This is a genomic window from Vibrio sp. ZF 223, from assembly GCF_003050585.1.
Classification (GTDB): domain Bacteria; phylum Pseudomonadota; class Gammaproteobacteria; order Enterobacterales; family Vibrionaceae; genus Vibrio; species Vibrio crassostreae.
In genome coordinates this window covers 673097-698838 of record NZ_PIGB01000001.1, presented here as the reverse complement: position 1 = coordinate 698838, position 25742 = coordinate 673097, and the positions used below count along the sequence as shown (strand labels likewise).

Genomic DNA, 25742 nt, shown 5'->3' with positions numbered 1-25742 from the left:
ATATCGGCTTAGCTCTATGTAGAAAGGGTGTTTAGCTTTCTTTGCTAGGAAGAAGCTTAACCCAAATAGTGTCGCTGCCGTTGATGGTAACTGTGCGGTTGTAAGACTCGTAACCTTGTTTTGAAATGGTTACTTGGTGACGACCGCTTGGTAGCGCAACCTCAAGAGGCGTGCTGCCGTACTTAATGCCGTTGATGGTTACTGAGTCGTTGTACTGATCAGAACGTACCGTCACGTTAGCCCACTGTTTGTCACTCTTCTTAACGACCGCAGCGTCACTGCCTGTTAAGCAGTAGCGAGTCGAAACATTCAATAGGTTACATGCTGCAACTGCTTCAGGTTTTGCTTGAAGCTGAGCTTGCATCTGCATGAAGTAAGAGTTGTTACCAGAGAAACCACTCTTGATTGCTTGGCTGTCTTGAACATGGATGTTCAGTTGAACACCTTGCAAGTTTTGCTTCGCTAGTGTGCTTTCTGTGAGCTGCTCAAGTAATTGGCTCTTGAACGTTTGCACGGCTTTCTGATTGGTCAGGTGTTTACCCTGTGCAGTACACTCACCCAGTGTCATTGTTGATGAACATGTGGTGGTGTAACTGGTTTCAAGAACCGCACTTTCACGCAATTCTGTCGCGATACGTTTTACACGAGCTTCAACTTTTGACTCTCTCAAGTTTGCTAGCTCATTATTCAGGCGAGCTTGCTTTTGCTTGATTTGAGAAAGGTGAATTTCGCTCTCGTTCATCGCTTGTTCGTTATCGAGCTGAGCCGATTGATTCTCTTTAACCGCAGCCCAAGCGTCTTGGTAACTTTTCTGGAAAGAGACCAAATCCGTTTCTGGATCTTCAAGCAAGCGACTGTACTGTTTGTCGAGTACAGACTTGGCTCTGTTGCGTTTTGCCTTAAGTTCCTCACCTTCGCGTAACAACTTGCTGTTCTTGTTTTGAAGTTGTTTTAGGTTTTCAGTCGCCGATACTTTGGTTGCTGAAATACGCTCAATATCTGAGTTTTTCTCTGTTAGCTTTGCATCGATAGCTGAAACGGGATCGACTTGATTCAGTTCTTCAGCTGATACCGATGCAGATACCCAAAGAGGGGATAGCGCAAGTAAAAGCGCTGAAATTCGAAAGTTAGTCATAGGTCCCTGCAACTTGTAGATTGAAATTGGCTCGTTAATAAAGTGTCTACTTCCTAGTTGTGAGTCACTAGTTATTAGCAATTAACACAGTACCCGTCTTTATACCGTTTTATTGCTATCCAATCTACTCAAAAGCCAAGTTTCGGTACTTCGGATACACTTTTTACAGGTTTATAGCCAATTATTTGAGCTATATAAGAAAATTTATTCATTATGTTAGAGCGGTGAAGCATTTATTGATGACATGGTTTTTCGTGCTTGCATGCTTGTGAAGCCCCTAAACTTGCCGGAACGATTGGTTTTACAATGGCCGTAGTTTATACACTCTTGATCATCTTTCCGGAGGCATGATCAAGACGATCGCGGTGATGATCTTTTGTTTGAGGTCAGGAAATGACTCTCATGATCATTTACAAATTCATCTTGTGCAGATTTCAGAGTATTATTCTTACTATGTTGACCTGAGTACTTTGCTGTCATGCCAAAACCTTTACCCTTTCCAAACCTAGATTTGTCTCCGCTAGGCCTTACTGGCCCTCGTCCCGCAGAGATCATTACCTTGCCTTCGCATATGGATTGTCATGATCACCATTATTCTCAGGTGGTGATTGGTCTAAAAGGTCAGGCGGAATTTGAAGTCAGCGGTAAGGGTAATCTTGTAGGCCCCGGGCAAGGATGTGTGGTGACAGCAAGCTCTGATCATGCTTTCGGTGGCGTGGTCGGTCAGTCGGATATTCTGGTACTTAACATGCCTGTGCCGAGTGACGACGACCCTCTGATGCTAGAGAAGATTAACCAGCTAGAGTCATCAAACGTCTACTTCCAATTAGACGCGCAAATTCAAAAACTTATCCATATGTTGGTACAAGAGATGCAGGCAAGCCCTGATGATCTGCTATTAAGCCGTGCCTGTAATGATACGGTGATCGCATTGATGCAAAGACACATCTCGGCGTTTGAAACCTCAATCAAAGATTCGCGTTTCGACCTTGAAGCTCTGGATCGTTACATCGAGCAACACCTCGCGAATAAGATCTCAGTCGCGCAGCTTGCAGGCAGCGTGTTTTTGGGCGAAAGCCAATTCCACATGCTATTCAAAGAGCAAATGGGCATTACTCCTCACCAGTATGTATTAGGTAAGCGTATCGACCGCTCTCGCCGCTTGATCGAACAAGGTAATCTGAGTCTTGGTCAGGTTGCAGAATTGGCTGGTTTCTCCGGTCAATCTTCCTTTACTCACACCTTTTCACGCCTTCAAGGCATGTCACCATCCCAATACAAAAAGAAAATTTCTGTTAAATAGTGAAACAAAACGGCATATTATTTTAAAGTTTCATATGTGACGTTGTGTTTGTTTTGTTAATAAAGCGAGTTTTTAGCAAAAAACTCGGAGTTTTTGACAAGTAATCCTTATATACTCTAAATACACTGCAGCCATTGTAGAGATCCCCGGGCTAATTCCGGGTGTGAGATTAAGGAAAACGCATGTTTACAGCTACTGATGTGTTAAAGCCAGAATTCAACGAGCAGCCGCTTGCTGATCTATGGTCGCTTATCTCACCATTATATATGGTGGATGAAACCCAATGGCTAGAGCAACTTCTGCCACTAGCTACCCCTTCTGAGTCTGAAAAGCAGCAAATCACAGAGAAAACGACATCATTGATCGAGGCTATCCGTGCGGATAAGACTTCTATCCAGATGATCGATGCACTGCTGCTTGAATACAGCTTAGATACTCAAGAGGGCATCTTGCTGATGTGTCTGGCGGAAGCCTTGATGCGTATTCCTGATTCAGCAACGGCTGATGCGCTGATTCGCGACAAGCTAAGCGTTGCGGATTGGAAGTCTCACCTTAAGAATTCTGATTCGGTGTTTGTTAACGCATCCACTTGGGGCTTAATGCTAACGGGTAAGGTGGTTGGACTTTCATCTAAAGAGCAGAGTGCTGGTCAAGCGGTTAACCGTTTAGTGAACAAGCTTTCTGAGCCGGTGATTCGTAAAGCGATGCACCAAGCAATGAAGGTGATGGGTCACCAATTCGTTCTTGGCCGTAGCATTGCTGAAGCGCAGAAGAACGGTAAGTCTATGCGTGACAAAGGTTTTACCTACTCATACGACATGCTAGGTGAAGCGGCACTGACCACTGCTGACGCAAACAAATACTTCAAAGATTACCTAATGGCGATTGAAGCCGTAGGTCGAGACACGTATGTCTCTTCAAAATCGAGCCCTGCGCCATCGGTATCTATCAAGCTTTCTGCGCTTCACCCACGTTATGAAGTGGCGAACGAAGACCGCGTACTGACTGAACTTTGCGACACGCTAGAGCAACTATTGCGCCGCGCAGTAGAGCTCGATGTTGCAATTACGATTGATGCGGAAGAAGCGGATCGCCTAGAGCTTTCTCTTAAATTATTCGAAAAACTGTACCGCACTGACCTTGTAAAAGGTTGGGGTAAATTTGGTCTGGTTATTCAAGCTTACTCAAAGCGCGCACTTCCGGTTCTAGTATGGCTAAACCGCCTAGCGAAAGAGCAGGGTGATTTGATCCCGCTTCGCTTAGTTAAAGGTGCTTACTGGGATAGCGAAATCAAATGGTCGCAACAAGCTGGCTTTACTGATTACCCAGTTTACACACGTAAAGAAGCGACAGACGTAGCTTACCTTGCATGTGCGCGTTACCTATTGAGCCCAAGCGTTCGTGGTAATATCTTCCCGCAGTTTGCGAGCCACAATGCTCATACGGTTTCTGCTATTGCCGTAATGACCGACCATAAAGACTTTGAATTCCAACGCTTACACGGCATGGGTGATTCTCTGTACAACCATGCGATGGAAGCTTACCAACAGTCGGTACGTATCTACGCACCGGTTGGCAGCCATAAAGATCTACTGCCATACCTAGTACGTCGCTTGCTAGAAAACGGTGCAAACAGCTCGTTTGTCCACCGTCTAGTTGATGCGCGTTGCCCAGTGGCAGAGCTGACTCAACATCCTGTCGATATGCTTCTGGCGTTCGATACATTGCACAACACTAAGATTCCTCTGCCTCCAGCGGTTTTCCCTGAGCGTAAGAACTCTTACGGTGTGAACATTGATATTGAAAGCGAAGCGCATCAGTTTGAAGAGCAAGTAAAAGGCTTCTTAAACAATCAATGGACTGCGGGCCCTGTGATCAACGGTGAATCTCTTGCCGAAAGCATGATCAAGGCTGATCAGAACGTTGAGCAAGTGACGGCACCTTATGATCGTCGTATTAATGTGGGTCAGGTGGCTTTCGCTAACCTTGATCATGTTTCCGCAGCGATCACTGGCGCAGACGCAGCATTCGCTGATTGGAACACAACTTCGGTTGAAACCAAAGCGGCTGCGCTTGATAAGTTGGCTGACCTGATGGAAGACAACCTCGCTGAGCTGGTGGCGATTTGTCATCAAGAAGCGGGTAAGACGATTCACGACAGCGTTGATGAAGTACGTGAAGCAGTCGACTTCTGTCGTTACTACGCAAAACAAGCGGACAACCTACAAGGTTTCGAACTAAAAGGTTTTGATGGCCAAACACGAATCGCTTCTCGACAAGGTCGTGGTGTGTTCGTCTGTATCAGCCCTTGGAACTTCCCTCTAGCTATCTTCCTTGGCCAAATTACTGCAGCACTAGTGGCGGGTAACACGGTTGTGGCGAAGCCTGCCGAGCAAACAAGCTTGATTGCAGCTCGCGCGGTTGAACTGATGAATGAAGCGGGCTTCCCTGCTGGCACGATTCAGTTACTACCAGGTCGCGGTGCTGAGATCGGCAGTGCACTAACAAGCCATGATACGATTGCGGGCGTTGCCTTTACTGGTTCTACGCCAACGGCACAGCGTATCAATGTGTCATTAGCCACTCGTAACGCTAAGCCAGTTCCGTTTATTGCGGAAACAGGCGGTCAGAACGCGATGATCGTCGACAGTACTGCACTGCCTGAACAGGTAGTTCGTGATGTGATTCGTTCAGCATTCGCTTCAGCAGGTCAGCGTTGTTCTGCACTACGTGTGCTTTACATCCAAGAAGACATTGCAGACCGCGTGGTTGGATTGATTCACGGAGCAATGGACGAGCTGAGTGTTGGCATTCCACACCTTCATAAAACCGATGTTGGCCCTGTTATCGACCAAAACGCGAAACAGAAGCTAATGGCGCACTTAGAAAACATGACCAATACCCAGAAGAAGGTGGCTCAACTTTCTCTAGGTACGGATTGTGAACATGGTGACTTTGTTCCACCAAGTGCTTTTGAAATTGATGACATCAGCTGCTTGAAAGAAGAACAGTTTGGCCCAGTGCTACACATTGTTCGCTTCAAAGCGAGTGAGCTAGCGCAAGTGGTAGACCAAATCAACCAAACGGGCTTTGGCTTAACTATGGGTATCCACAGCCGTAACGAGACAACTTACCGTTGGATCGAAAAACACGTTCGTGTGGGTAACTGCTACATCAACCGTGACCAAGTGGGCGCCGTTGTTGGTGTTCAACCATTTGGTGGTCAAGGCTTATCAGGTACTGGCCCTAAAGCGGGTGGTCCTCACTACCTATACCGCTTTACTGATGTTCATTTCTCTCAATCACAAGACAAGGCATAAGGAGCATTATCATGGTTCATCAAGTGACAGGTTTTTCTGATGCTTTGCTAGCGTGGGAACAATGGAATCTTACAGACTTTGATTACAAGAGTGCTCAGGTACTTGCGCTGAAATCAGAGATCGAAAGCCAATCTGCGCCTTTGGCGACGGTGGCGACTTATCATCTAGAGCAAGCGTCTGCGCTGCTTTCTGAACATCACCTAATGGCAGGTCCTACGGGCGAAACCAATGAGTTGTATGCCGCTGGTCGCGGTGTGGCTTTGGTGATTGTTGATGATTGCCAAGAGAAAGTGCCAGCGCTGCAAACTGCAATGGCTTTGATTACTGCTGCGCTATTGGCAGGTAACAGCGTTCAATTGTGCAGTGATGATGTGCAGTTCAATACCTTAGTTGCAGACGCAGCTAAGTCGTCGAATTTGCCAACTAACTTGGTGCAAGTTGCCTCGTATGACGCTGCTCAACAGTTGTTGTCTTGCGATGTACGTAGCGTGGGTTACGTAGGTAACTCGCAAACGGCACAAGCTATCAATTTACAGCTTGCTAAGCGTGACGGTGCAATCGTCGGTTTAGTAGCTGAAACGGATCTGGCGACAATGAATGTTGCCAATGATCCACACCTATCGCTGCGCTTCATTACCGAGCGTACGCGAACTATAAATATAACAGCCGTGGGCGGTAACGCGACCTTGCTCGAACTTGGAAGCGAAGCTCACTAACCTTCAGTAAAATTGGCTCTAAGCACTTTTGGTTCTTTCCAACTTTGGTTTTCACCATCTTTGGGTTTAACTGATAGTGCTTTGGAGCCTGAATACCTAACTCAATGCACTTGCTTGCCTTTACGGTGAGTGCCTTGCATTGAATTAGGCATGGAAGGCTTTCTACAAAATGAGGACTATCAAATGATAGAAAACAGTTTTGCAATAACGACGACGTTCATTGCGTATCTAATTATGATGCTAGCGATCGGTGTTATTGCTTACAAACGTACATCTAACTCAACTGACTACTTCCTAGGTGGTCGTTCGTTAGGCCCATGGCCTGCTGCACTTTCTGCTGGTGCATCAGACATGAGTGGTTGGTTGCTACTTGGCCTGCCTGGTTACGCTTACGCTGCTGGCTTTGAAGCATTTTGGCTTGCTGGTGGTCTACTTGTTGGTACTTGGGCAAACTGGTTAATCAGTGCAAAACGTCTACGTACTTACAGCATTACGACTGAATCACTGACGCTGCCTGAGTTCCTATCTCGTCGTTTCAATGACAATTCTAAGCTGATCCAAACAATTTCTGCTTTCTTTATCCTTTTATTCTTCCTTTTCTACACAAGTTCAGGCTTGGTAGCGGGTGGTAAATTGTTTGAAACGGTATTCGGCCTAGATTACACAACTGCGGTAATTATCGGTACGGTATGTGTGGTTTCGTACACCCTGTTTGGTGGTTTCCTTGCAGTATCTTGGACGGACTTGGTTCAAGGTCTGCTGATGTCTGCTGCGCTATTGATTGTACCAATCGCAGCAATGAACGGTGGCCTTGGTCAACTATCGACTGACCTACACAACATCAACCCAGAGCTTCTAACGCTATGGAATGATGCGAAAGGTGAGCCGCTTTCTGCTATCGCGATCATCTCGCTAGCGGCATGGGGTCTAGGTTACTTCGGTCAGCCACACATTCTTGCTCGTTTTAAAGCAACACGTACTAATAAAGACCTAACAACAGCGCGTCGCATCGCGGTGGTATGGACTGCACTGTCTATGGTTGGTGCAATGCTGGTTGGTCTTGTTGGTCTAATCTATGTGACGAACTCTGGTGCACCTAAGCTAGACGATGGCGAGAAGATCTTCATGCTTCTTGTAAACGCGATGTTCCACCCAGTAATTGCAGGTATCCTACTGGCTGCAATCCTAGCGGCAATCATGAGTACTGCGGATTCACAACTTCTTGTTTCTTCATCTGCGATGGCAGAAGATCTGTACAAGCAAGTTCTGAAGAAAGACGCAACGTCAGAAGAGATTGTTCGTGTAGGCCGTTTCGCGGTTATCCTAATCTCTCTAATTGCACTTGTGCTAGCGATGACGCCAGACAGTTCAGTTCTTGGCCTTGTATCTTATGCATGGGCTGGTTTCGGTGCTGCATTTGGTCCAGCTATCGTGTTGAGCCTATACTGGTCTCGTATGAACCGTAACGGCGCTCTAGCGGGTATAGTGGTTGGTGGTGTTACGATTGTACTTTGGAAACAGTTCACGGGCGGTTGGTTCGATGTTTACGAAATCGTACCGGGAATCATCCTATCGACTATCTCTATCGTTATCGTGAGCCTAATCACTGGCGAGCCAGAAGACGAAGTTAAGAAGCAACACGCTGAGTTCGAGAAGAACCTCGTTGAGCTAGACTAATCCCAATGACTATCGGTTAAAAAACAGCCGAATTTACATTGTAAAACTTAGAGTAATAAATAGGGTCACTTTGGTGGCTCTATTTTTTTATGTGAGTACGACCTTTGTCTTATTTCAAATTAAGTCTATTCGAGGTTTTCTGATGTTGAAATTGGGGTTTACAATGTAAATCGAAAGCGTAGGATCTTGAGCGAGAAATGAAAGATCAATCTTGTTGATCGCGTTTGATGTCAAAAAACAAAATAGAAAAGTGGCTGTTTTTTGAACTTAGCGCTCACTTTTGTCATTAGCTCGGTGAATTGTGGAACCGAATTGGACATGATGTGTCAATTGTCAGTAACCACTAAAGACCTATAGGACAAAGGTATGCCTGATCTCTATTGCAAAGGATGTAAAAAAACAACACTACATAAGTCTATAATGAAACGTTGTGAAACAGAGCCCGAGACAGCCTCTGGCCGTATGATGCAATGGACGTCAAAGCTATTTAGTGGAAACCTGTACTACGATATGGAAACTCAGCACTTCTGCCGCACGTGCAATTGCCGCTGCGAAACCGGAAGTACTGTTCCCCAAGTTGGTTTAGCCTAACCCATAGTAAGTGCTTACTAACTTGATTCAAAAAACCTCCGTGTTGGGAGGTTTTTGCGTTTCTAGGCTGCTTTGAGTGCAAGTTCAGTTTCAATGGCATTGCCATCAATCTTCACATCCCAACCATAGTTTGAGTACTCATTTGCTAGTGCTTGAGCAACATCTTTTGATACCGTTACGTATGTCCATGAACCAATACCGTAAGGTTTATATGCGAGTTCTTGCGTTTTCATAATAGAGTCATCCTTTCTCTTTGATAATTCTATTATTCACTCTGGCCTATATCCTTTCTTTCGTTTCCGGCTCAACTTATTTGTTAATCGGGTCATTTCTATAATAATTTGTTAATAATCAGAGTTTGATTTATAAGCTCCATTATCTATTTGTATTTATTTATATTTGACGTGAATGCCATGCGTGCATTTAGTTTTTTAAATGTGTGAGCGAGGTTTTCTTCGATTGCTCTAGGTATGGAATATACTGAGCGAAATTTAGAATGTTTAAGGAATGTTATGTCTCAGCATCAACTTGATCGTATCGATAAAGAGATACTACGAATTCTGCATATGAAGGGGCGTTTGCCTGTTGTTGAACTTGCAAAGCAGGTTAACCTCACGACGTCACCTTGCTCTGACAGGCTCAAGCGATTGGAGAAAGAGGGATATATCACAGGCTATCATGCTGAGCTTTGTTCAGAAAAGTTGGGACTCGATGTCCAAGTTTTTATCCATATTCGTCTCGACCAGACTAGCTTTTCTATTTTTGATAAGTTTGCCCAAGCGGTTGAAATGATGCCCGAGGTGGAAGAATGTTATTCATTGTCGGGAGACTTCGATACCATGATCAAGGTTCGAGTGAAAGACATGAAGGCGTACCAAGCGTTTATGGCAACAAAGTTAGGTACCTTGCCAGGTGTGATTCAGACACGCAGTGAGGTCGTGATTGAAGAGCATAAAAAGGGCTTTGGTGTTAACCCTGAATTGTTGGCAACCTTAAAGTAGGGCACCGGTTTTACTTCAAGCGTGTTTGTTTAGATATAAAAAATGGAAGCCAATAAGCTTCCATTTTTGTGGGACGTTAGAGCAAGAGTAATCCGATAAACTTGTCCGGCTTACTTACAGCGTAATTGCCGCAGAGATTAAGCCAATCACACCACCGAATATACCACCCCATACTACTAGCCAGCCAAGGTGTTTTTTGATCATGGTTTGAACCATCTCTTTTACAAGCTTCGGTGTCAGTTCATTCAAGCGCTGATCAATGATCGCCTCAATGTTCTCTTTGATTTCATCCATCATCGCAGGCGATTCTAACTCGTCTTTGATGGCATTTTTTACAGAGTCACTCTTGCTGATTTCAATCACTGACTCTTGCATTTTCTCAACAAATGGCGCTTTCATCGGCTGTAGTGCCTCTGTGCCACCAACCATTGCCAACATACCGCCAAACTGTGAGTTCTCGATAACATGCACCAGTGAGTCGAATGCAGGATTAAAGTCGATCTTCTGAATCACAGGCTCTAGATTAAGCGATTTTCCTGTCATCTCGCTGCTTAGGAAGCGGTCGATATTACTTTCAGTAAAGAACTGCTCCATCATCAGTTGTTTGATGGCTGCCTTGAACTCTTCAAAGCGCGCCGGAATAACGCCAGAACCGTATAGGCCGGGTACTTTCTCGAACAACATGTGAATCGCAAGCCAGTTGGTTATGGCACCTGAAAATGCGAATAGGCCTGCGTAAAGCAAGTATTGGTTTGCTGTCGCATAGCCGCCAGCAAGCAGTGCTAACGCGATAACGTTAGTTAAGACACTTTTGTTCATGGTTGATCTCTAGAAATAATACTGCGCGCATTTTAAGAAAAAAACGCCAAGAAAAAAACAAAAGGATCGATGAAGTTTACGTAACAGGTGGGGAAAGGTTGCTGATCTAGGGGCATAAGAAAGGCTAGCCTCCCCCCGAAGTCTAGCCTTATTCCAGAACGCGCAAGCGAGGCGTCTTTGGTGTTAATGTCATTATATAATTACGACATAACATTCTGCCACGTGTAATTTACCACTAATTAACAAATTGTTGTGAATCACGCCGCACTTTTAAAATAGCACAAAAATTAAGCGCTCGTAGCCTGTTCAAGATCATCGGCAATGAAGCCACCGGTTTGGTGATTCCACAATTGAGCATAGATGCCATTTTGTGTAATCAGCTCTTGGTGTGTGCCTTCTTCGACGATATTGCCTTCATCAAGCACGATCAGGCGATCCATCGCAGCAATGGTCGATAGGCGGTGTGCAATCGCGATAACCGTCTTACCTTCCATTAGCTCAATCAAGCTCTCTTGGATTGCCGCTTCCACCTCAGAATCGAGTGCAGACGTTGCTTCATCCAGAACTAATAGTGGCGCATTTTTCAAAAGAACACGCGAGATAGCGACACGTTGACGCTGTCCACCAGAAAGCTTAACGCCTCTTTCACCGACTTGAGCATCGTAACCAATATTGCCAAACGGGTCGGTTAGGGTTTCGATAAACTCATGAGCGTGTGCTTGTTTAGTCGCCGCGTATACCTCTTCGTCGGATGCTTCTGGTCGACCGTAAAGAATGTTGTCTTTGATCGAACGGTGCAGCAGTGAGGTATCTTGAGTCACCATACCTATGTTACTGCGCAGTGAGTCTTGAGTAACGCTGGAGATTTCTTGGTCATCAATCAGGATGCGACCACTTTCTACATCGTGGAAACGCAGTAATAAGTTAACTAGGGTCGACTTACCTGCACCTGAACGGCCCACTAAGCCCACTTTTTCACCTGGCTTAATGTTGAGGTTCAGATTGTTGATCACGCCCTTGTTCTCGCCGTAGTTAAAGCTGACGTTGTCGAAGTTAATACCACCTTGTGGAACGTCCAAAGGCTTCGCATCTTTTTTGTCTTCGATAGCGATAGGTTTAGACAGGGTTTTGATGCCATCAATCACAGTACCTAGGTTTTCGAACAGACCACCGATTTCCCACATGATCCATTTCGACATGCCGTTAATACGCAGAGCTAAGCTGACTGCAATCGCAATTGCACCCACGGTGATTGCACTATCTAGCCATAAGTAGATAGAGATACCCGCAATGCTGAACACTAATAGATAGTTAGCGAACTCTACACAGATGTTGAAGCCAGTTACCAAGCGCATTTGACGGTGCACAGTATCAAGGAAGCCTTCCATGCCTTCTTCTGCGTATTCGGTTTCTCTTTTACTGTGTGAGAACAATTTCACCGTCGCGATGTTGGTGTAGCTATCAACAATGCGACCTGTCATCAATGAACGCGCATCGGCTTGTTCTGATGACACATCTTTCAGCTTTGGTACGAAGTGCAGCTGGATACCGATGTAAACGAACAGCCAAATCAGCATCGGAGCCATCAAGCGCCAATCTGATTCGGCGAGCATGAATAGCATCGCAGTGAAGTAAACCGTCACGTAGACAAAAACATCAACCATTTTAGTCACGGTTTCACGCACTGCGAGTGATGTTTGCATCACTTTAGTGGCGACACGTCCGGCAAAATCATCTTGATAGAACGACAAGCTTTGCTTCAAAAGATAGCGGTGCGCTAACCAACGGATCGACATTGGGTAGTTGCCCAACAAGGTTTGGTGAAGCAAAAGCGAGTAAACACTGATCAAGATCGGCATTACGACCAATAACAGAACACCAAGCCCCATCAGTGTGGATTGGTTATCTTCTAAGAAGGTTTCTGGGTTGCTGGTTGATAGCCAATCAACCAGTTGGCCCATGTAACCGAACAACGCGACTTCGATGATCGCGATGGTCATGCTCATTAGGCCGAGCAAGATTAACGGTTTTTCAAAACCTCGAGTGTAATGGCGACAGAATGCCAGTATTCCAGTAGGAGGTTGTATCGGCTCTCCCTTTGGAAAGGCTTCAGTAAAGCCTTCAAATTTTTTGTACATAGATTTCCCTTTATAACGAATGCATCTATTAGCAACTGCATCGTCTGTGTAGCTTTGTTTTTATAGGTTCGGTTTGAAATTGGGCGTCTTAGCTTGAAATTATATAAGCGCCAATTCGTTCTTATAAGCATTAAGCCATTCGATGGATTTTGGTTTAAGCGTTTGGTTGAAAAACTTGGCTCACGAGTTCGTTTAACACTAATACGTTGTTTAAGCGATGTCGCAGGAAAGGTCCAAAGCGTGTCTTTCATGACGCGTATTTTAGATTGAATCGGACAGGAAAAGTTAAGCTTATTTCAAACGTAATTGATTGTTATGCAACGGTGATAATCCTAACGCTAAATGGATTAAATTGTAACTTAAACCCGCCGCAAGCTAGAGAATGAAGCTCGGATATTTATTCAGCAAAACCTGCATCTCATATGCAAACTGTTGGTTCTTTCTGATGTGCTGTTATCTTGCAGTAAAAATTACCGAATAAACTGAGTTTTGCAGGAATTGTCTGGGATAAATATTCAAATCATTATTCTTTTCAGTGAATCTTGTCGTAACAAGTTGTTTACAATTCTGAGGTAAATAAAAGATAGGGACGGTTGAGATGTTAAACCTACACAAAAAATCACTTCACATTACTAATGTTCAAAACGCCAATTGCGTTGTTATGGTGCCGCCAAAAGAATTTAAATTTAATGAAGAAACGGCACAAGATAATGAGTTTCAGAACAGAGTGAATCTGACCGAAGCTGAGGTCAAATTAGAAACCATGGCCGAATTTAAGGCGATGGTCGCTTCGTTGCGTAAAGAAGGTGTGCAAGTTGTAGAGTTTGATTACCCAGAATTGGGAGTTGAAACTCCGGATGCTGTTTTCCCAAACAACTGGTTCAGTACCTGTAGTGATGGAAGCTTATTCACTTTTCCTATGGCGTGTGAAAACCGTCAGAATGAAGTTAAGCCAAATGCCCTTATTGAAGCTTTAGAAGCGTCTGGTCGTATAGTTAACCACAGTGAGTCTCTAGAGTCTTATATCGCACAAGGTTCATACCTTGAGAGCACTGGCGTGATGGTGATCGATCATATCAATAAGACCATCTACGCGGCGCTTTCTCAGCGTTGTGACCGTGAAGTGCTAGAAGACTATGCGAAGCGTATTGGTTATTCTCGTGTGGTGTCATTCCAAACAGCACTGCCTTCTGGTCAGCCGATCTACCACACCAATGTGATGATGGCGATTGGCGATAATTTCTGCGTGATCTGTGATGAAGTGATCCCAGAATTTGAACGCCGTTTTGTGGTGAAGTCACTTGCTAAAGATAAGCAGGTTATCTCTATCTCAATCGATCAGATGAACCGATTCTGTGGCAACATCCTACAGTTGGAAACCGTGAATGGTGACAAGGTGATTGCGATGTCTCAATCGGCTTACGATGCGTTTTCTCCTGCTCAACTCGCGCAACTTTCAACACACGGTAAGCTGCTACCATTTAACGTGAAAACGATCGAAGACATTGGTGGTGGTTCGGTGCGATGCATGTTGGGTGAGGTGTTCTTACCAACGCGAGTAAATCGTCTGTAACAAGCACTCATTTCTAGTAATCAATCTTCGAATACCACTCTCATTGAAGAGTGGTATTTTTGTATTAGCTTATCTTTGAATTGGTCTATCAGAAGTAAGAAGACAGAAAAAAAACCAAAACTAGATACAAGAGCTAACTTACAAAAGCTATGAGGCGCTCTTGAAAGCCCTGTGTTCGATGAATTGAGTTGAGAGTGAGACTACTTCCTTAGAATACACCAGTGCAGTGTGATTGAGCTTGAGTGCGCAGGTGTCTGTTGCGCCTCGCAGGTTCGCGTCTTCAAGTGTCACAGTGCCATCACCAGGGTTTCTGCCCAATACAATGCGACCTACACCCGCGTCGTAGGTGCCAGTAATCACGCCAATCGGCACATCAATATCATAATCACCCAAGCCATCGCTCAAGATCATCTTGCTCGAACCAAATATAAATCCGAGGCCATGATTTGACAGCGTTTTCGCGATAGTTGCGCCGTTGTGTGGAGTTCCCGCGGTAATGATGCAGGTGTCGGCAAAGTCGGGCTGGTAAAACTTAAAGTAGTGGCGGATCAGCAAGCCACCGAGCGAGTGACCAAAGAAATAAACCTCATCGTGTTCATCAAAGCGTGCATTCACGAAGCGGTTAAGGCGTTTAGCCGCAGAAGGGAAACGCAGCGAGTTGTAGGCAAACTTGTGGGTAGTGAAGCCGCGTTTTTTGAAATTTCTATCTAGATATTGCATGATCAACGCAGGCATATACAGACCATGAATTAAAACTATGTGTTTGTTTTTATTATTCATTATTGCCCTCCGACTGATGGTGTTTTCAGTATATGGAGTCGCAATTCTAAACTCAACAAAACTTGCTGTGAATGGGACACAATAGACAGAGAGTGTCGTAGTGGCAGTTCGTTATTCTGACCTGACCCCGCCATAAACGTCTATAGTTAATCCCCCTTGTTTGGCATAAGTATTGGGTGTTAGGCCAATGGTTTTCTTAAGGTAACGAATTAGGTGCGGTTGGTCGCTAAACCCAAACTGAAAGGCAACGTCTAGCCAATCAGTGTCATTAAATTCTCTCTTATAAAGGTATTCGAGCATTGCCTCGAGTCTGTTTATTGATTGGCACTGTTTTAGCGTGAGGCCAGTCACCTTGTTAAAGCTTCTCTCTAAGGTTCGTTGTGAGCAAAACAGTTTGTTGCCAAGCTCTGCAATCGGCGTTGAACCAAGCACCCCCAGCACCTTGCGTGTCAGTTCGCTGTGCCTGTCTATTTGACTTGCCGATATCTAAGGCACCAGTAGATCTTATGATTTTGAATTTTTAGTTTTGATTAGCTCAGAATCACTTGCTTCACTTTTTGCTTCAGGTTCAAACAAAACTTTTATCACGCCTTTTTGTAGGATCAGGTTATTAGGGTAGGTGATGATGTTGCCCGAACTGTGTCGAAGAATAACGTGGAACATGGTGATATCGATGATCACACCGCTGATGTCTTCGTCTTTCTCTGCGACCCTTACTCTATCACCAATGCGATAAGGGAATACGAAAAATATTAGTACGCTGGCTGTTAGGTTACTTAGAATCGACCATTGCGCGAATAAAGCGACACCCAGCACCGCAAATATGGATGACAAGAATAGCGAAATATCACCAAAGCCCAAGTTAAGAACAATCGTAAACACAGCGATGAAGAGTAAAAACAGAACGATATTGAAACACTTAATCACGAACTGCTTTCGCTTCAACTCGACACGCTTGTTCTCCGCTAATGTTTCTATCCAGTTTTTCCCTAAGCGTTTTATCACCCAATACACAGTGATAAGAAGTAAACCTAAACTTACTTGTTTAAGCCACATATTGGATTGCAAAAACTCAATCATTAAATAAACCTCATTTTTCAAAATAACGACCTCTGGCTCTACGGCCACGAGTAGCCCAACGTAAAATGGTGGGATTGCTATTGGGTTATTTGTTCCGGGTATCCCTGCAATATTGACACCCAGTAAACCGGTGAAAAACCCAGCAGGGAGGAAAATACCCGCAATGATAGAAAATAGGTACGTATTTCTATTCTTTTTTTCAGTTTGTTCAGGCAACTCGAGCTTTCCGATGGTTTACATAAGCAAAAGCACTACCGACACGGTGCGAAGATGTCTTGGCTCGCTCGGTATTCGTTGGTTTGCACGTCCATCAGGCCAAGCAAGGAGTCGAACAGGTTATCGTGAGAAAAGCTCTGCTCTTTCCCCGCCTTTCTTAAGCAGGTCTCGCTTATCCCTTTCTGCGCAGCAAAACCATCAGACATCCATAGGATCATCGGTACGTGGGTTTGTTCTTTTGGTGCCAGTGAGTAGGGCATGCCATGAAGGTACACGCCATTCTCCCCTAAAGACTCTCCGTGATCCGAGATATACATCAGCGCGACATTGTACTTGTCGGTCAGTTTCTCCAGTTTCTGAATCGCCTGTGAGAGAAAGAAATCCGTGTACAAGATGGTGTTGTCGTAGGTATTAACCACTTCTTCTTTGGTGCAGTTTTCAATGTCGGCGCGAGCGCAGTCTGGTGTGAATTTCTTATGATCGTCAGGGTAACGTTCAAAATAAGTTGGGCCGTGAGAACCCGAAATGTGATAGAAAATGATGCTATCTTGCTTAAGATCTTGAGTATCTTGCTCAAAGTTCTCTAACATTGCCGTGTCGTAGCATACATCGTTATTGCACAGCGGGTCGCTGTCTTTGGCAACGAGAGTCATCTCTTTGATTCGATGTGCGACGGCTTTGTCTCCCCCATCATGCTCACGCCAGATAGAGTGAATACCTGCACGGTTCATAATATCGACCACGTTATCTTGGTTGTAAGCTTTGTCGCGATCGTAGTTGCTGCGATTCATGTTCGAGAACATACACGGAACAGAAACCGCAGTGGCTGTTCCGCACGACTGAACATCAGAGAAAAATATCGGGTTGTATGGCTTGGTATGAGCGTTGGTTTCTCTCTCATAGCCATAATATTGGTAGTTGTATACACGTGCGGTTTCACCAAGAACAAACACCAGTAAGGTTGGTTTTTCTGCTTGTTTCGCTTCTGGTTTTAGCTGCGCATCTAACCCTAACTCTTGATAAGGGATAGGCTCTTTTATGTAGGTGTTATTGATGTATTTAACCGTTGATGCCACGTATTCGGTTGGGATAATCATCTTTTTGATATGCGAGTTATTGCGGCCAATCGAAACGTAATCTTTGTAGAAAAGCCCGGCAATAATCGCAATGACGATCAAAGAAGAAAGTAAGCCAATCGATTTCCAGACAAAGAAATCTTTCCAAGACTCTTTTTCAAGTTTGGTAAACAACAGGATGAGTGATGGAATAGCGCCCATCGTTAGTAGCCATAATATCGAGTGACCACTGATATAACTGGTTGCTTCACCGCTATTGGTCTCAAACACATTCTCTATCATGCCGTAGTCGACGAATATGCCGTAATTGAACATACTGTAGCTGACTAAGGTTGAGGTGATCAGCAATAAGATGAAAAACGGCTTAGAGAAGATAGGCCAGTTGAATACTTGGAAGATGAAATTAAAGGCAGCAAGGAAGAAGATAGGAATGGAGATAAGAAACGCAATGCTTTCAGACTTCGATGCTTGAACAATACTAAACAGTTCTTGGGTGAGAGGTAGGTTGATGACAAGCAGGTAATACACGGCCAACACAAAAGGCAGCTTGTTTATCGAGATGTTTAAGCTTGGTAGATTCATAGGTCTTATTTTCCTGCGTCTCTTATCCCTTTATTTTAGTCTGGCTACCAAGAAAGCTCTAATATCAACGCATAAAGCTCAGATAGGCGGCGATAAACCGACTAAAGTGAAATGACGCGATAGGTGTGTAGATACAAAAATTCACTTTACTGAGTGACCTTCATGACAAGGTGGAACAGCAAAGTGAATTAGTAAGTTCAGCTTATTCTATGTGGCTCAATCACATTAGAAGTTGTATGAACCACCGAAGCTAATGCTGTTGAAGGCAAGTGTTTTGTCTTCTTTATACAAACCGTAGTCGTTCTCTACGCTTACTGCATCTGCTTGCGAAATTAGACGAAGTGTTAGGTGTTCAACTGGCGTGTATTCAACACCAACACCAAAGTGGAAACCCGTACCGCTATCGTCAGCATACAGAGCTGCGGTATTTGCGTTTAGGTCAACAGAACTTAAACCTGCCAATACGAATGGGCGGATTGTGTTGTCGAATGTGTAACCAAGATTTGCTGACAAAGAAACAGACGTTGGAGACAGTTTTGCAGCCCCTTTTTTGTAATCTGCGTAATCGTTGTAGCCAAGTTCAACACCAACGATACGGTTGAATTGGTAGCCTCCGTATAGGTTGTAGCCCATACCGTCTGAATCTAAACTACCTTGACCGTCTGTGTCAGAACCTTGGTATACGCCAAGACCGCCACCTATGTAAGCGCCGCCGTCAGTGCCTGCTGCTAAAGCTGGAAGAGAAACCGCGCTGATTAAACCCAGTGCTAATGCTGATTTTGTTATCTTGTTCATCTTTGTTACTCACTCTTAAATGTCATGCCAGTATCAATCATTGTTGTATTTCGACCTTTCGACCGTTGGTGAGTATTATTCCGTAGTCTTGTATGTATTACTGTATGGCTTTGTAAGCTGAATCGTTACATAGTAGAAAAAATACACATCAGATTACGTAGTGAGTTAGGCTGCCCAAAACAAGGAATACACATGCTAATGAGACAAAACACAGGCTTGGTGGTTGTGGACGTACAAGGCAAGCTCGCACGCCTCGTCGATGACAGCGATTCGCTGATTTCTAACTGTGGGAAGTTAATTCAAGGAGCGCAGGCTTTGGATCTGCCAATTATTAGTTTGGAACAGAATCCCGAGAAGCTAGGTGCTACAGTCGATGAACTGAATAACCTGTTGAGTGATGCTAAGCTGATACCGAAATTCACTTTCAACGCGTGTGACGAACCTAAATTTGTTGAGGCGGTGCAAGCCAAGGACGTGGATACTTGGTTAGTGTGTGGTATCGAGGCTCATATTTGTGTCTATCAAACCGCAATAGGGTTGTTAGATCTTGGGTACAAGGTGCAGGTGGTCAGTGATTGTATTAGTTCAAGAACGGCCCTCAACAAGAATCTGGCAATCCGCCGACTAACGGATGCTGGTATCCAAATCACAGGATTGGAAATGAGCTTATACGAATTGGTGAAAGATTGTCGCACACCAGCATTTAAGCTCATTCTGTCCTTGATTCGTTAGTCACCGAGAGGTTGTCGGTCGCCGCCGCCTCGGTAGGAATCGAGTGCAACCTTCAAGCGGCGCAGTTTATCGCGCGAGCGGTTCTTGTGATTGACCGCCATACCCATAGAAAGCACATCCACTAAGGCTAACATTGCGTAGCGAGATGCCGATGGTTTGTAGATGAAGTCGGTTTCCATGTGTTTGATAGGTAGCAAGATATCTGCAATCTTTGCCAGTGGTGTGTCTTGTGGGGTAATCGCGATGATCTTAAGCCCATACTGCTTAGCTAGCTCTGCGGTTTCGGTGATCACAGGCGTGAAACCGGTCGCGGAAATCATCACCATCACATCATTAGCATCGGCTGTTGCGGCAACCATGCGTGACATTAAGCCATCGTTGTATGACACCACAGGATAGCCTAAACGAAATAGTCGGTGTTGCAGCTCTTGAGAGGCTATAGTTGAGCCGCCACCCATGCCGATTGCAATGATCTGCCTGGCGTTATGCAGCCAGTTTACTGCAGTTTCAACATCTTGCTCTTTGAATAGAGTACGGTTGATATCGAGGCTCTGCTTGATTGACTCGTAGATACCTTGATAGCCAGTTTGGTTAACCGGTTCGAGAATAAAGCGCTGGCCAACCGTTAGGGTTTGAGCAAGCTTGATCTTCATATCACGTACGTTGTTACAGCCGATCGCCTTAGCAAAACGGGTTATCGTGGCTTCACTGACCTGAGCTCCTTCAGCAAGCTCTGTGATACTGGCATTGGCAGCAAAATCAATGTCGTCCATGATCAGCTTGGCGACTTTTTTCTCTGCATCACGAAGAGCGGGAAAACGCTCGGTTATCTGTGAAATGATATCTACTTCTAAACTCAAGAATCCTGATCCTTTGTTGATGGGGCTAATCGTATTGCTTAGTTTTTAAGAACCTAGTTCGAAAGAACCTCTCTCGTAACAACCAAGCTTTTTAGCCATTTAGTGCTAATCCATTTAAAACTAAGCCTTAGCCCCGTTAGTATATCTGATTGCTTCGCTGATTCTAGCTTATTGAAAAATCGAACTAGAAGCAGGTTTCTACCCAGTGGCTGACCTGATGATCGTCATCGCTGATGGCAATGTAGCGCCATTTGTCGAAGGTTAAACATGGGTGTGAGGTTGAGAACGCAATCATGTCGCCCACTTCAATCTCAGCAGAACCGTCCGTTTCAACAAAGGTGTGCTGATCCATCACCGCGGTAGCAGTCAGACCTTTCACAGAGATAGCTTCGCCATTGCGATAGCCGCGCTCGGCAATAGGTAAACCCGCATCGAAGGCCACATCACGCTTACCTAGCCCGATCACCAGTTTTGTTGGCTCCGGACGAGAAATAACATACGCCCACACCTCAAGTGCCGATTCTAAATCACCACCCAATTCACACGCGTAACCTTGGTTTGCTTGGGCACGTTGCAATACCTTGCTTTGGGCATCGAGGTAGATCCCAGTATCGTGAATGGCATAACAACCTGGGCGGATAATCGCTAAATAATCCGTTAGGTTTGCCAAGCATTCTGCCACCACGTCATACCAAGCCGAACCTGCACCAGTGATGATAGGTTGACCGGTAATTAAACCGTCTGATGCGAGGCTTTCGACCGAGGTCAGCGCTTGGTTTAAGAAGGTACGAATGTCTTGCTCGGCATTGTCGCCATGAATCACACCCTCATACACCTCAATACCCGCTAGCGAAAGCGCAGGCGTATCTTGAATAGTTTGCGCCAGTTTTAGAACTTCTTGAGGTGAACGACAGCCACAACGGCCACCTGGAACACCAAATTCGATTAGAACTTTTAGCGTCTGCTTTTTGTTGGAGAAATATTGGTTGAGTTGCTGCACGTTGACTGACGAATCCACACAGCAATAGAAATCAACGTCGAACTCACTAATAAGCTGTTCGATGATCGCCATGTTGGTTTTACCCACCAATTGGTTAGCCATGATGATTCTTTTTGCACCTGCCATTGCTGCAATTTCTGCTTGTGCAGGTGTCGCAACGGTAATTCCCCAAGCACCATTTTCTAACTGTTGACGGAAGAAGTCAGGTGTCATCGATGTTTTTCCGTGTGGCGACAATTTAACCTGATGATGATCGGCGAATGATTGCATCCAATTCAGGTTATTGGTCAACGCTGATTGTTTGATAATTGCTACCGGAAGCGAAATGTCTTCATCAACCAATCGATAAATACCGTTCTCAGATTGTGATATTGCTCTCCCTTTTTGGCCTTTTTCAGTCAAGATGAAACTATCTTTTTGATACTTTATAACATCTTTTTGCGCAGGGTTATGTTTCATTGCTGATTCCTAACATGATTTAAGTGATTGTTATTTAATGTTTAAATATGTCTGTAATGTATTTTGTGATAGAAACTATCACACAAATTAAAATATTGTGTGTGTTTTGTCACTGAAAATAATCGTCTGGATTTCTAATATAGCTCCATCAACAGAGTGGATTGAGAGAGTGAGAAATGTTGTTCGATACGATAATTAAAAATGTAGAGGTGTTTGATGGCACCGGCGAACAATCGTTTTGTGCCGATGTAGCAATCCGAGATGGAAAAATCGCTGAAATTGGCAAAATCGATCATGAAGATTGTAGCCAGTTGGTTGAGGGAGCAGGCTTAGCATTGGCTCCTGGATTCATCGATGTACACACACATGACGATACCAATGTAATTCGTTACCCAGACTGCCTACCAAAGATCAGCCAAGGTGTGACGACCGTGATTGTTGGCAACTGTGGCATCAGCGCATCGCCAACGGTTTTGGCGGGCGATCCACCTGACCCAATGAATCTATTAGGCGCGCAGGCTGATTTCAAATACCCAACCTTTGCCGCGTATGCACAAGCCGTAGAGCAAGCGCAACCAGCGGTGAACGTAGCAGCGTTAGTTGGTCACACCACACTGCGTAATCAAGTGATGGACGACCTACAGCGCACCGCAAGTGAAGAAGAAATTACAGCCATGCAAACCAACCTTGATTTAGCGATGGAGCAGGGTGCATTGGGTTTGAGTTCAGGTTTGGCTTACGCAAGCGCGAAACAAGCCAACGCTAATGAAGTGATGCAGTTAGCGAAAGTGCTGTCTAGTCATGGCGGTATCTATACCACGCATATGCGTACCGAATTCGAAGAGATCTTAAGCGCGATGGAAGAGGCGTTTGAGACCGGGCAATACGCGAAAGTGCCCGTTGTTATCTCTCACCTTAAATGTGCAGGTGCGGGCAACTGGGGCAGAACCGTTGAAGTACTTGATTTGATGGACAAGGTTTCTGAGCACCAAGATGTGTCTTGCGACTGCTACCCATACTCAGCGAGCTCTTCGACATTAGATCTGAAACAGGTGACAGACGATTTCGATATCTTCATCACTTGGTCTAAAGCAAAGCCAGAACACGCAGGCAAAACGCTTAAGCAGATTGCTGATGAGATGAACTTACCGTTGATGGACGCAGCAAAAGCGCTTCAACCAGCAGGTGCGGTTTACCACTGTATGGATGAGAACGACGTAAAGCGCGTATTGAAATACAAGCTAACCATGGTTGGTTCTGATGGTTTACCAAATGACCCGCATCCACACCCAAGGTTGTGGGGCACCTTCCCGAAAGTGTTGGGTCACTACTGCCGAGATGAAAAACTGTTCGCGCTGCCAGAAGCGATTCACAAAATGACCGGAATGTCTGCGAAGCGCTATAACCTTGCGGGAAGAGGTGAGATTCGCCAAGACGCATTTGCTGATTTAGTTTTATTTGATCCAAAGAGTATTAAAGACACAGCAACATTTGAAAATCCTATTTCAGTTGCTGAGGGAATAGAAAGTGTATTTGTAAATGGTGAGTTAACTTACCAAAAAGGAAAAGTAAAAAATAATCGTTCAGGCGTTTTTATTTACCGTAATTAGAATTTAATTATTTTATTAAATATACAGTGATAAGAAAACGACGAATTAATTTAAATATATTGGGACAGAACCAATATTATCTATAAAGAAGTGGAGTTAAAAAATGACTATTAAACGTTACGGTGTTGAAGGCGGTACAGGTACAGGCGGACAACATTTACCATTTGCACGCGCAACTGAAGCGGGTGGTTTCCTATACGTTTCTGGCCAGACACCGATGACAGATGGTGAAGTGGTAGAGGGTGGCATTGTAGACCAGTCTCGCCTAGCGATCCAAAACTGTGTCGATATCATGACTGAAGCGGGCTACGCCCTAGAAGACGTAATGCACGTAAAGGTTGTGCTAACGGATTCTCGTTACTTCCAATCTTTTAATAAGGTATTCAAAGAGTTCTTTGGTGCTAACCCACCGGCTCGTATCTGCATGGTTTGCGACCTAGTTGTAGACGTGAAGGTTGAAGTAGATGTGACTTGCTACCGCGCTGATCGCGTTTAGTAATAACCTAATCACAATTACCTACTTAGAGAGTATTAGGGGTTAGTCTTCCCTGTTATTATCCTTTAATACTCTCACCCTACATTTATAAAAATTACTTTAATTAAAATAGATAGAATCAATAAAGTAATTATATGAAATATAAAAATGAATGAATCATAAATAAAGTTCAAGAATGAACTCAATATTTCACTGAGAGGTGTCAAATGAACAGCACACTTTTTCTTACAGGCTTCGGCGTGTACGTATGTTTTTTAATTTGGTTAGGCTGGTTTGTCTCGCGTAATCAAAAATCTGGCGAAGATTTCTTATTAGGCGGCCGTGGCCTGCCACTGTTTTTAGTACTTGGTACAACTGTTGCGACTATGGTCGGCACGGGTTCAAGTATGGGCGCGGTTGGCTTCGGCTACGCAAATGGCTGGGCAGGTGCTCTGTACGGCATTGGTGGCGCTATAGGCATCCTATTGCTAGCCCTTTGGTTTGCTCCGGTTCGTAAACTGAACTTCATGACCATGAGTGAAGAGCTGGCTTACTACGTAGGCGCTAACCGAATCGTGAAAAACGTGGTTGGCCTACTTATCTTTATCGCGTCAATCGGTTGGTTAGGTGCGCACATTCTAGGTGGTGGCATGTACCTAGCGTGGATTGCAGACATCGACCTTAACCTTGCGAAAATCATTATTGCAGCGGCATTCACTATCTATGTTGTTATCGGTGGCTACACAGCGGTTGTATGGACCGATACGATTCAAGCAATCATCCTTTTTGCTGGCTTCATCCTAATGGCGGTAATGTCTGTTGATCACATTGGTGGCATGGACAACCTTTACGCTGCGATGGACCCTGCTGCTACAAGCTTTTTAGCAATCGATAAACTGGGCATTCTGCCTGCTGTTTCTCTGGCTGTGGTTATCGGTGTGGGTGTACTGGCAACGCCTTCATTCCGCCAACGCATCTATTCTGGTAAAGATGTTTCAACTATCCGTCGCTCATTCGTCGCTTCTGGTGTGTTGTACCTTTTCTTCTCAATTATTCCAGCAATCATTGGTATGGCTGCTCACGCAATCGACCCATCATTGGATAACCCGAACTACTCGTTTCCTTACGTAGCTGCAACGGTTCTTCCAGTTGGCGTAGGTATGATTGTTCTTATCGCTGGCCTATCTGCAACGATGTCGAGCGCAAGCTCAGATGCGATTGCCGGTGTATCTATCCTACTGCGTGACGTGTACGTGATGTTCACAGGCCGCGTACCAAACAAAGAATCAATGCTGAACTACTCTCGTCTAGCTTTAGTTGTGGTGATTGGCTTCGCACTACTGTTTGCACTGACCTCAAACGACATCATTGGCTACATCACTAAGATGATTTCAACGGTAATGTCGGGCATGTTTGTGTGCGGTATGTTGGGTAAATTCTGGAAACGCTACAACTGGCAAGGTGCGCTTGCAACGCTAGCGGGTGCTTCTGTCGCTTCATTCGTAGTAATGCTAAACGCTGACTACACAGCCTTCTGGGGCAACCCAGTGATTCCTTCATGTCTGTTTGCTCTAACGGCAGGTGTGGCAGTGAGCCTATGTACTCCGGCTAACCAAGTAACACCTGAAATGGCAAAAGCGATTCTTGATGACGAGCGTGCTCTGATGGAGATGGAAATGTCTGAGTCTGGCGTACTTGAAGAAGAAGCGGCACCTCAACGTCCAGCAAATCAAACAAGCTAACTCAACGCTCCGCGGCGAGTCAGTACAGCAAAGTTAGTACGACAAACAGTGGAGTGATTTAG

At 44.8% G+C, this 25742-nt stretch carries 20 protein-coding genes and 2 pseudogenes; 10 read left to right on the top strand and 12 right to left on the bottom strand.

The features are described 5' to 3' along the window. Positions 1–31: 31 nt before the first annotated feature. Positions 32–1135 (bottom strand): PEGA domain-containing protein, encoded by a 1104-nt coding sequence (locus tag CWO13_RS02940; protein ID WP_055319250.1) that lies wholly within the window; start codon positions 1133–1135, stop codon positions 32–34. Between the two features lie 478 nt (positions 1136–1613). On the opposite strand from CWO13_RS02940, the gene CWO13_RS02935 reads away from it, so the two are divergent. From CWO13_RS02935 to putP, 4 genes are all read left to right on the top strand, one after another. Continuing rightward, complete coding sequence (locus tag CWO13_RS02935) at positions 1614–2438, top strand: AraC family transcriptional regulator (RefSeq protein ID WP_048660513.1); 825 nt, start codon at positions 1614–1616, stop codon at positions 2436–2438. Positions 2439–2620: 182 nt separating this feature from the next. Next, a complete protein-coding gene (putA, locus tag CWO13_RS02930; protein WP_108082510.1) occupies positions 2621–5758 on the top strand; it encodes a bifunctional proline dehydrogenase/L-glutamate gamma-semialdehyde dehydrogenase PutA in 3138 nt (1045 codons plus the stop codon). 11 nt (positions 5759–5769) lie between these two features. After that, positions 5770–6474 (top strand): 1-pyrroline-5-carboxylate dehydrogenase, encoded by a 705-nt coding sequence (locus CWO13_RS02925; RefSeq protein WP_102480795.1) that lies wholly within the window; start codon positions 5770–5772, stop codon positions 6472–6474. A 150-nt stretch (positions 6475–6624) separates the two neighbouring features. Then, a complete protein-coding gene (gene putP, locus CWO13_RS02920; protein ID WP_170960787.1) occupies positions 6625–8151 on the top strand; it encodes a sodium/proline symporter PutP in 1527 nt (508 codons plus the stop codon). Positions 8152–8804: 653 nt separating this feature from the next. On the opposite strand, the gene CWO13_RS23390 is transcribed toward putP, so the two are convergent. Then, positions 8805–8975: a hypothetical protein gene (locus CWO13_RS23390; protein ID WP_165886738.1), complete on the bottom strand. Its 171-nt coding sequence runs from the start codon at positions 8973–8975 to the stop codon at positions 8805–8807. A 279-nt stretch (positions 8976–9254) separates the two neighbouring features. Here CWO13_RS23390 and CWO13_RS02910 point away from each other — a divergent pair, with 279 nt between their 5' ends. Further along, entirely contained in the window at positions 9255–9743 is a 489-nt protein-coding gene (locus tag CWO13_RS02910; RefSeq protein WP_004732526.1) for an Lrp/AsnC family transcriptional regulator, read from the top strand. Positions 9744–9857: 114 nt separating this feature from the next. Here the strand turns inward: CWO13_RS02910 and CWO13_RS02905 are convergent, their stop codons facing one another. Together CWO13_RS02905 and CWO13_RS02900 are read right to left on the bottom strand one after the other, a co-directional pair. Beyond that, positions 9858–10562, bottom strand: a complete 705-nt coding sequence (locus CWO13_RS02905; protein ID WP_048660510.1) for a DUF445 domain-containing protein — start codon at positions 10560–10562, stop codon at positions 9858–9860. 287 nt (positions 10563–10849) lie between these two features. Beyond that, the gene (locus CWO13_RS02900) at positions 10850–12700 is read right to left on the bottom strand and encodes an ABC transporter ATP-binding protein (protein ID WP_108019746.1); all 1851 of its coding nucleotides are present in this window, start codon (positions 12698–12700) and stop codon (positions 10850–10852) included. Positions 12701–13298: 598 nt separating this feature from the next. Here CWO13_RS02900 and CWO13_RS02895 point away from each other — a divergent pair. Further along, positions 13299–14273, top strand: coding sequence for an arginine deiminase-related protein (locus CWO13_RS02895; protein ID WP_107898560.1), 975 nt, complete (start codon positions 13299–13301; stop codon positions 14271–14273). A 147-nt stretch (positions 14274–14420) separates the two neighbouring features. On the opposite strand, the gene CWO13_RS02890 is transcribed toward CWO13_RS02895, so the two are convergent. From CWO13_RS02890 to CWO13_RS02870, 6 genes and pseudogenes are all read right to left on the bottom strand, one after another. Further along, positions 14421–15053, bottom strand: coding sequence for an esterase/lipase family protein (locus CWO13_RS02890; protein ID WP_048660507.1), 633 nt, complete (start codon positions 15051–15053; stop codon positions 14421–14423). Positions 15054–15164: 111 nt separating this feature from the next. Then, a pseudogene (locus CWO13_RS02885) lies at positions 15165–15527 on the bottom strand (helix-turn-helix domain-containing protein); the annotation flags it as partial. A gap of 30 nt (positions 15528–15557) precedes the next feature. After that, positions 15558–16133: a mechanosensitive ion channel family protein gene (locus CWO13_RS02880; RefSeq protein WP_107898558.1), complete on the bottom strand. Its 576-nt coding sequence runs from the start codon at positions 16131–16133 to the stop codon at positions 15558–15560. A gap of 15 nt (positions 16134–16148) precedes the next feature. Next, positions 16149–16343: pseudogene (locus CWO13_RS23545) on the bottom strand (CorA family divalent cation transporter); the annotation flags it as partial. Positions 16344–16384: 41 nt separating this feature from the next. Continuing rightward, entirely contained in the window at positions 16385–18007 is a 1623-nt protein-coding gene (locus tag CWO13_RS02875; RefSeq protein WP_102431357.1) for a phosphoethanolamine transferase, read from the bottom strand. Positions 18008–18232: 225 nt separating this feature from the next. Next, entirely contained in the window at positions 18233–18802 is a 570-nt protein-coding gene (locus CWO13_RS02870) for a porin family protein (RefSeq protein ID WP_102431356.1), read from the bottom strand. 192 nt (positions 18803–18994) lie between these two features. On the opposite strand from CWO13_RS02870, the gene CWO13_RS02865 reads away from it, so the two are divergent. After that, positions 18995–19534 carry a hydrolase gene (locus tag CWO13_RS02865; RefSeq protein WP_102431355.1) on the top strand — a complete coding sequence of 180 codons (540 nt, stop codon included), beginning with the start codon at positions 18995–18997 and terminating at the stop codon, positions 19532–19534. On the opposite strand, the gene CWO13_RS02860 is transcribed toward CWO13_RS02865, so the two are convergent. Both CWO13_RS02860 and CWO13_RS02855 read right to left on the bottom strand, forming a co-directional pair. Next, complete coding sequence (locus tag CWO13_RS02860; protein ID WP_102431354.1) at positions 19531–20394, bottom strand: MurR/RpiR family transcriptional regulator; 864 nt, start codon at positions 20392–20394, stop codon at positions 19531–19533. The genes CWO13_RS02865 and CWO13_RS02860 overlap by 4 nt on opposite strands. A 184-nt stretch (positions 20395–20578) precedes the next feature. Further along, positions 20579–21853 carry an amino acid deaminase gene (locus CWO13_RS02855; RefSeq protein ID WP_108082509.1) on the bottom strand — a complete coding sequence of 425 codons (1275 nt, stop codon included), beginning with the start codon at positions 21851–21853 and terminating at the stop codon, positions 20579–20581. Positions 21854–22029: 176 nt separating this feature from the next. On the opposite strand from CWO13_RS02855, the gene CWO13_RS02850 reads away from it, so the two are divergent. The 3 genes from CWO13_RS02850 to CWO13_RS02840 all read left to right on the top strand — a co-directional run bounded on the left by CWO13_RS02850 (position 22030) and on the right by CWO13_RS02840 (position 25680). Next, entirely contained in the window at positions 22030–23463 is a 1434-nt protein-coding gene (locus CWO13_RS02850; protein WP_108082508.1) for an N-acyl-D-amino-acid deacylase family protein, read from the top strand. Between the two features lie 103 nt (positions 23464–23566). After that, the gene (locus CWO13_RS02845) at positions 23567–23959 is read left to right on the top strand and encodes a RidA family protein (RefSeq protein WP_102431864.1); all 393 of its coding nucleotides are present in this window, start codon (positions 23567–23569) and stop codon (positions 23957–23959) included. 206 nt (positions 23960–24165) lie between these two features. Continuing rightward, positions 24166–25680 carry a sodium:solute symporter family protein gene (locus CWO13_RS02840; protein WP_108082507.1) on the top strand — a complete coding sequence of 505 codons (1515 nt, stop codon included), beginning with the start codon at positions 24166–24168 and terminating at the stop codon, positions 25678–25680. Positions 25681–25742 lie beyond the last annotated feature (62 nt).

Bases quoted from the DNA above. Each gene is read 5' to 3' on its own strand.
- CWO13_RS02940 (WP_055319250.1), bottom strand. From the start codon at position 1,135: ATGACTAACTTTCGAATTTCAGCGCTTTTACTTGCGCTATCCCCTCTT.
- CWO13_RS02935 (WP_048660513.1), top strand. From the start codon at position 1,614: ATGCCAAAACCTTTACCCTTTCCAAACCTAGATTTGTCTCCGCTAGGC.
- putA (WP_108082510.1), top strand. From the start codon at position 2,621: ATGTTTACAGCTACTGATGTGTTAAAGCCAGAATTCAACGAGCAGCCG.
- CWO13_RS02925 (WP_102480795.1), top strand. From the start codon at position 5,770: ATGGTTCATCAAGTGACAGGTTTTTCTGATGCTTTGCTAGCGTGGGAA.
- putP (WP_170960787.1), top strand. From the start codon at position 6,625: ATGGAAGGCTTTCTACAAAATGAGGACTATCAAATGATAGAAAACAGT.
- CWO13_RS23390 (WP_165886738.1), bottom strand. From the start codon at position 8,975: ATGAAAACGCAAGAACTCGCATATAAACCTTACGGTATTGGTTCATGG.
- CWO13_RS02910 (WP_004732526.1), top strand. From the start codon at position 9,255: ATGTCTCAGCATCAACTTGATCGTATCGATAAAGAGATACTACGAATT.
- CWO13_RS02905 (WP_048660510.1), bottom strand. From the start codon at position 10,562: ATGAACAAAAGTGTCTTAACTAACGTTATCGCGTTAGCACTGCTTGCT.
- CWO13_RS02900 (WP_108019746.1), bottom strand. From the start codon at position 12,700: ATGTACAAAAAATTTGAAGGCTTTACTGAAGCCTTTCCAAAGGGAGAG.
- CWO13_RS02895 (WP_107898560.1), top strand. From the start codon at position 13,299: ATGTTAAACCTACACAAAAAATCACTTCACATTACTAATGTTCAAAAC.
- CWO13_RS02890 (WP_048660507.1), bottom strand. From the start codon at position 15,053: ATGAATAATAAAAACAAACACATAGTTTTAATTCATGGTCTGTATATG.
- CWO13_RS02880 (WP_107898558.1), bottom strand. From the start codon at position 16,133: ATGATTGAGTTTTTGCAATCCAATATGTGGCTTAAACAAGTAAGTTTA.
- CWO13_RS02875 (WP_102431357.1), bottom strand. From the start codon at position 18,007: ATGAATCTACCAAGCTTAAACATCTCGATAAACAAGCTGCCTTTTGTG.
- CWO13_RS02870 (WP_102431356.1), bottom strand. From the start codon at position 18,802: ATGAACAAGATAACAAAATCAGCATTAGCACTGGGTTTAATCAGCGCG.
- CWO13_RS02865 (WP_102431355.1), top strand. From the start codon at position 18,995: ATGCTAATGAGACAAAACACAGGCTTGGTGGTTGTGGACGTACAAGGC.
- CWO13_RS02855 (WP_108082509.1), bottom strand. From the start codon at position 21,853: ATGAAACATAACCCTGCGCAAAAAGATGTTATAAAGTATCAAAAAGAT.
- CWO13_RS02850 (WP_108082508.1), top strand. From the start codon at position 22,030: ATGTTGTTCGATACGATAATTAAAAATGTAGAGGTGTTTGATGGCACC.
- CWO13_RS02845 (WP_102431864.1), top strand. From the start codon at position 23,567: ATGACTATTAAACGTTACGGTGTTGAAGGCGGTACAGGTACAGGCGGA.
- CWO13_RS02840 (WP_108082507.1), top strand. From the start codon at position 24,166: ATGAACAGCACACTTTTTCTTACAGGCTTCGGCGTGTACGTATGTTTT.